Raw genomic sequence first — 6468 nt, 5'->3', positions numbered from 1 at the left:
GGCCGATCACGCTGCGTTGGCCGCAGGCGGCCATCAGCAACAGCGAACCACGCGCCAGCGGGATCGACTGCATCAGCACCTTGCCTTCGCTGGCTTCCAGCATCAGCACTTCCATCGTGCCCAGCGACAGCTCGCGACCCACCGCGCTGGCCAGCGCCAGCATCGCGCTGGTCATCGCCGCCAACCGCTCGCCACTGGACTGCTGCGTGGCCGATTGGGCCAGGGCGAAACCGTCCACGCTGGCCACCACCGCCGCACGCACGCCATCCACCGATTCGGTGAACTCCCTGAGCCGGGCATCCACCGCCGTGACTTCCCAGTCCTCCAGCACCGCTACCCCCCTTGGTTCACCCATGTGCTTCGACCAGTGCCGCCGCTTCCACCTCGCCCATCAACACGTCCATCAACATCATCACTTCGTCTTCCGAACGCGCATCGAACGGCACCAGGGGCAGCGGGCGCCCCGCCACCTCCTGCACGCGCAGCTGGCACGCATCCAGGTCCACGTCAGGCACCAGATCGAACTTGGATACGCCCACCACCGCCGGAACCCGGTCGGCATGGGTGCGCAGCGTGCGCAGGTAGGTATCCAGTTCGGTCGCCACCTCCGGGCTGGAAGCATCGGCGAGGATCACCACGCCGCGCGCGCCCTGCAGCAACACCGGCCAGATGAAGGAGAAACGCTCCTGCCCCGGCGTACCGTACAGGCGCAGGCGGTCGCCGTTGGGCAGGCTCACGTCGGCATAGTCCATGGCCACGGTGGTGGCCAGCTTGGACGAACTGACGTCGGTGTTGAGCACGTCGGTATCGATCACGGTGCCACCGGCCACCGCACGCACCAGGGTGGACTTGCCGGCGCCCATGGCCCCGAGGACAACGATCTTGTGCTCGATCATGCATGCATTCCCGTGCGGCCGCGGACGCTGCGCCACATCCTGGCCAGCAAGGCACTGGCACCGTGCTTCTGCGCCACCGGCACCGGCGGCGGTGCATCGACCGGCACCTTCACCTCGGCGTAGCCACACAGGTAGGCCGAGCGCATGAACGCCCGCGTGGCATTGATGTCCAGGTCCAGCAGCTGGGTGCACTCGCTCAGGCTGCACGGCTTCTTCAACAACAACGAGCACAGCCGGAACCCATCGTGCTGGTGGGCCAGTACGCGGAAATCCGGCCAGCGCAGCAGGTGCATCTGCGCGTTCTGCTGGAGGCGACGTTCGAAATCGCTCCAGTAGTCGCCGTGCTGCGCCATCTGCCACAGCAGCGGCCGCAGCGGCTGCCGCGACAGGTTTTCGGCCAATGCCTCGTAGCGCGCCGGCGAGAGCTCCTGCAAGGCGAGCAGTTCGAGCAGTTCGCCCAGTTGCTGGGCCAGCGTCGGTCCCGCGCCGGGGTGCAGGTAGAGCGGGACGGCCTGGTCATGCTCGAAATCGATCAGCAGTTGCGGCTGGCCCTGCAGCGTCAGCAGCGCCCGGCCTTTGCGCTCCTGCAGGCGCTGCCGCAACAGGCGGGTGACCTGCTTGGCGCCGCTGGCCAGGTACAGGCCATCGGTGGTGACATCGACCCGCGGGGCGAGCGCGGACTGGATCTGCTGGTCGTCCAGGAACACCGGCGTGGCCGCGCGTCCATCGTGTACGGCACCGTCGTCGTCGTGCATCCACAGCCGCATCGATGGCCGCTTGCTGGCCATGTGCAGCGCCGCGCTGCGCAGTGCCGGTGTGTCGCGCACCAGCAACAGGTCGCATTGATCCAGGTCCACGCAGCGTTGCAGCGCCTCCGGCGGCAACCCCGCAGCCTTGCGCAACCGGCCGAGCAATACCTGCTCTTCACGGTTGTCAGAGCCCACCACCAGCACTCTGGTCATGCCTGTCCCCTTTCGACGCCGTGCGTCATGCATTTCCATGGCAGTCCAATGAGGCTATGCCAGATGCCGGCTGTGAAAGGGTGACTGCTCCCACAGTTCGATTTGTCAGGAAGTCTTTCACGCCTATACGTTCGTCGTAGGCATGCGTAAGCGGTAACCAAAATGAAAGAAGCCTGCATCCGACAACGGATGCAGGCTTCTCTTACGTGCTGATGCCCGCAGCGGCTTGTGTAACGGCCGCTACTGAAAGGCGTCGTCGCGCTTCACATCACTCAACCCTTCAGCTTGGCCAGCGCCGCATTGAAGGTGGCGCTCGGGCGCATCGCCGGGCCGGCCTTGGCCAGGTCCGGGCGGTAGTAGCCGCCGATGTCCACGGCCTTGCCCTGCACCGCGACCAGTTCGTCGACGATGGTCTGCTCGTTGCCGGCCAGCGCCTCGGCCAGCGGTGCAAACCTGGCCTTCAGCGCGGCATCGTCGTTCTGCTCGGCCAGGGCCTGCGCCCAGTACATGGCCAGGTAGAAATGGCTGCCGCGGTTGTCGATGGTGCCGAGCTTGCGGCCCGGCGAGCGGTCATTGTCCAGGAACGTGCCGTTGGCCTCGTCCAGCGCCTTGGCCAGCACGGCGGCGGCCTTGTTGTCGTAGCGCTGGGCCAGGTGCTCCAGCGACGCGGCCAGGGCCAGGAACTCGCCCAGCGAATCCCAGCGCAGGTAGTCCTCTTCGACGAACTGCTGCACGTGCTTCGGGGCCGAACCACCGGCGCCGGTCTCGAACAGGCCACCGCCGGCCATCAGCGGCACGATCGACAGCATCTTGGCGCTGGTGCCCAGCTCCAGGATCGGGAACAGGTCGGTGAGGTAGTCGCGCAGCACGTTGCCGGTCACCGAGATGGTGTCCTGGCCCTTGCGGATGCGCTCCAGCGAGAACGCGGTGGCTTCCACCGGCGACAGGATGCGGATGTCCAGGCCGTTGGTGTCGTGGTCCTTGAGGTAGCGCTCGACCTTGGCGATCACCTGCGCGTCGTGGGCGCGGGCAGCATCCAGCCAGAACACCGCCGGGGTGCTGCTCAGGCGGGCGCGGGACACGGCCAGCTTCACCCAGTCCTGGATCGGCGCGTCCTTGGTCTGGCACATGCGCCAGATGTCACCGGCTTCCACGCTGTGCTCGAACACCACGTTGCCGGCGTCGTCGGTGACGGTGACCACGCCATCGGCCGGGATCTGGAAGGTCTTGTCGTGCGAGCCATATTCCTCGGCCTTCTGCGCCATCAGGCCGACGTTCGGCACCGAGCCCATCGTGGCCGGGTCGAACGCACCGTGTGCCTTGCAGTCTTCAATCACCGCCTGGTACACGCCGGCGTAGCAGCGGTCCGGGATGACGGCCTTGGTGTCCTGCAGCTTGCCTTCGGCGTTCCACATCTTGCCCGAGTCACGGATCATCGCCGGCATCGAGGCGTCGACGATCACGTCCGACGGCACGTGCAGGTTGGTGATGCCCTTGTCGGAGTTGACCATCGCCACGGCCGGGCGCTTGGCATATTCGGCGGCGATGTCGGCCTTGATCGCTTCCTGGGTGGCTTCGGGCAGCTGCGGCAGGCGCGCGTACAGGTCGCCGATGCCGTTGTTGGCGTCGAAACCGACTTCCTTCAGGGCGGCGGCGTGCTTGGCCAGCACGTCCTTGTAGAACTCCTCCACCACCACGCCGAACATGATCGGGTCGGAGACCTTCATCATGGTCGCCTTCAGGTGCAGCGAGAACAGCACCCCCTGGGCCTTGGCATCGGCCACCTGGGCGTCGATGAAGCTGGCCAGCGCCTTGCGGCTCATCACCGAGGCGTCGACGATCTCGCCGGCCTTGACCGCGGTCTTTTCCTTCAGCACGACGGTCTTGCCATCGTTCTGGACCAGCGCGATCTTCAGGCTGCCGGCATTGGCCAGCGTGGCCGACTTCTCGCTGCCGTAGAAATCACCGCCCTCCATGTGCGCGACGTGCGACCTGGAATCGCCGCTCCACGCGCCCATGCGGTGCGGGTGCTTGCGGGCGTAGTTCTTGACCGACAGCGGCGCACGGCGGTCGGAGTTGCCTTCGCGCAGCACCGGGTTCACCGCGCTGCCCTTGACCTTGTCATAGCGCGCCTTGATGTCGCGCGAGACGTCGTCGGTGGGTACATCCGGGTAGTTCGGCAGCACGTAGCCCTGGTCCTGCAGCTCCTTGATGGCGGCCTTGAGCTGCGGCACCGAGGCGGAGATGTTGGGCAGCTTGATGATGTTGGCGTCCGGCTGGGTCGCCAGCTCGCCCAGCTCGGCCAGGTCGTCGCTGATCTGCTGGCCGTCCTTCAGGTAGTCCGGGAACTGCGACAGGATGCGGCCGGACAGGGAGATGTCACGGGTCTCGACCGAGATACCGGCGGTGGCGGTATAGGCATCGACGATCGGCAGCAGCGACTGGGTCGCCAGGAACGGAGCTTCGTCGGTGAGCGTGTAGATGATCTTCGGCGTATTCGACATGGGGGCAGGAACTCTCTTGCTGACGGATGCGTTGCGTGGTGAACGGGGGTGGCCGGTGCAGCGGGCGCGGGCAATGCCCGGCCCCGGGCCGGGCCGCCGTGGGGAAACCTTTGCATTGTCGCGTTTTCACCCGGGTCCGGCAAAAGCGCGCCATACGCAAACGTAGGGATGATCGCGGCGTTTCCAATGCAACCGTGCGCAGGCCTTGGCGTGCCTTGCATCACGGCCCGGTGCATGCTGCTGGTCTCAGCTGCAACCGATGCGGTTGTCCCGGGACAGGCCCGGCGGACGCGCGGGCCCGGCGGACGCGCGGGCGCGGTGGCATGCGACCGGATGCGGCGCATAAAAAAGGCGCAGCCAATCGGCTGCGCCCATGCGTACCACCGGCGGGAGAGAGTGCGCCGGTGGACGCCCTGCCTCACTTCACTTCGAACTGCTGCGAGCCAGCCGACTTGCCATCGACGGTCACGTCGGCGGTGTACTTGCCTGCCGGCCAGCCGCTGGGCTTGGTGAACTCGACATTGGTGGTGCCGGTGTCGGTGGCATTGAGCGTCGCGCTCTGCTCGCCGGCCACCTGGCCGTCCTGGTAGGTCAGCTTGGCGCCGACAGTGACATTGTTGGCGGTGCCACTGGTCTTCACCGAGACGACGATCTTGTCCTTGGTGCCGAGCATGGCCACCGGCGCCACGGACTGGTCGGCGGCAACGGTGTTGCCCACCGTCACCGAGGTGACGGACAACGCCGGCGCAGCCGGTTCAGCCATCGGAGCCGGGGCCGGAGCCGGGGTGCTGGCGGCCGGCGGCGGTGCGGCTTCCTCTTCCTTCTTCTTGCAACCGACCAGCGCGACGGCACCGATCACAGCGATCATCAGGGCACTGCTGAGCGAAGTCTTCTTCATGGATTGCTCCGGTATGTGTTTGGTTTTGGACAGCGGAAACGGGGCTGCATCAGGCCTGGCGCGGCGGAATCCTGAGGACCTGGCCGGGGAAGATCTTGTCCGGGTCGTCCAGCGCATCCCGGTTGGCCTCGAAGATCTGCTTCCACGCGTTGGCGTCGCCGAGCAGGTGTTTGGCGATCCTGGAAAGGTTGTCACCCTTCTGCACCGTGTACTGCTGCTCGCTCACGATCTGCTCGGTGCTGGTCACCGATGCGGTCACGTCTGAAAAGTCCGCTTTCTGCACGATCTGCTCCGTACTGGTGACGGAGGCAGAAACGTCAGAGAAATCCGCCTTCTTGTCGGTACCCATCCAAGCCACTCCGCTTCTTGACTGGCGACCACGATTACACGCCGCCTGTTAAGGTTTTATCTCGGCCGTGTAAAAACCAGCGTACGGGGCTGAATGTTCATTGACGCAGGTCGCGGATCGGCGCGGTGGCGGCGGTCCGGTCCGGGCTGGCCCGGCGCGGATTGATGTCCAGGCCGCCACGACGGGTGTAGCGGGCCTCCACCTCCAGCGAGGCGGGGCCGCAGCGGCGCTGCAGGTCCAGGAAGATGCGCTCCACGCACTGCTCGTGGAACTCTGCATGGTCGCGGTAGCTGACCAGGTAGCGCAGCAGGCCTTCGCGGTCGATGCGCGGCCCGTGGTAGCGGATGCTGACGCTGGCCCAGTCCGGCTGGCCGGTGACCGGGCAGTTGGACTTGAGCAGGGCCGAGGTCAGGGTCTCCTCGACCACCGAGCCGGCGTCGGCCAGCAGGAAGCCGGCGTCCGGCGGCCCGTAGCAGTCGATGTCCACGTCAACGTGGTCCACCGACTCACCGTCCGCCCCGGCGAAGGCCGGCAGGCCGAACTCGACCCGCACGTCGGCGCCGGCGCAGGCCGACAGGTCGGTGGCGATGCGCTCGCGCACCGCCTCGGGCCGGTTGAAGCGCGCGTTGTTGAGCGAGTTCAGGTACAGCTTGAGCGACTTGGACTCGATCAGGTTCGGCGAGGTCGCCGGCACCCACAGGGTCAACGTCTCCACGCACGGCTTGCCGCGGGCGTCCAGCCAGCCCAGTTCATAGGCGTGCCAGCGGTCTTCGCCGTGGAAAGGCAGGTCGCCGCCGCCCAGGCCGATTTCCGCGCGGGCCCCGGCACGGGGGATCGGGAACAACAGGCTGGCGTCGTA

The 6468-nt window shown here is 66.6% G+C and carries 7 protein-coding genes; all 7 read right to left on the bottom strand.

From position 1 onward, the window contains the following. Nucleotides 1-355, bottom strand: a 355-nt coding sequence (locus tag VA603_RS08760) for a roadblock/LC7 domain-containing protein (RefSeq protein WP_323438560.1), incomplete at its 3' end; no start/stop codon positions are given. After that, nucleotides 348-896 (bottom strand): GTP-binding protein, encoded by a 549-nt coding sequence (locus tag VA603_RS08755; RefSeq protein ID WP_132865913.1) that lies wholly within the window; start codon nucleotides 894-896, stop codon nucleotides 348-350. The genes VA603_RS08755 and VA603_RS08760, both read right to left, overlap by 8 nt. Beyond that, complete coding sequence (locus VA603_RS08750) at nucleotides 893-1858, bottom strand: hypothetical protein (protein WP_323438559.1); 966 nt, start codon at nucleotides 1856-1858, stop codon at nucleotides 893-895. Before VA603_RS08750 ends, VA603_RS08755 begins: the two co-directional genes overlap by 4 nt. Nucleotides 1859-2130: 272 nt before the next feature. Next, nucleotides 2131-4362 (bottom strand): NADP-dependent isocitrate dehydrogenase, encoded by a 2232-nt coding sequence (locus tag VA603_RS08745; RefSeq protein ID WP_323438558.1) that lies wholly within the window; start codon nucleotides 4360-4362, stop codon nucleotides 2131-2133. A gap of 418 nt (nucleotides 4363-4780) precedes the next feature. Beyond that, nucleotides 4781-5260: a hypothetical protein gene (locus VA603_RS08740; RefSeq protein ID WP_323438557.1), complete on the bottom strand. Its 480-nt coding sequence runs from the start codon at nucleotides 5258-5260 to the stop codon at nucleotides 4781-4783. A gap of 49 nt (nucleotides 5261-5309) precedes the next feature. Continuing rightward, the gene (locus VA603_RS08735; protein WP_323438556.1) at nucleotides 5310-5609 is read right to left on the bottom strand and encodes a LysM peptidoglycan-binding domain-containing protein; all 300 of its coding nucleotides are present in this window, start codon (nucleotides 5607-5609) and stop codon (nucleotides 5310-5312) included. A gap of 97 nt (nucleotides 5610-5706) precedes the next feature. Then, nucleotides 5707-6468: NADPH-dependent 7-cyano-7-deazaguanine reductase QueF (gene queF / locus VA603_RS08730; protein ID WP_323438555.1), on the bottom strand; the 762-nt coding region annotated here is incomplete at its 5' end.

It is taken from the genome of Stenotrophomonas capsici (assembly GCF_034961085.1).
In the GTDB taxonomy this organism is placed as follows: domain Bacteria; phylum Pseudomonadota; class Gammaproteobacteria; order Xanthomonadales; family Xanthomonadaceae; genus Stenotrophomonas; species Stenotrophomonas capsici.
The sequence above is the reverse complement of the archived record's forward strand: the minus strand, read 5'-3'. Positions and strand labels throughout refer to the sequence as shown.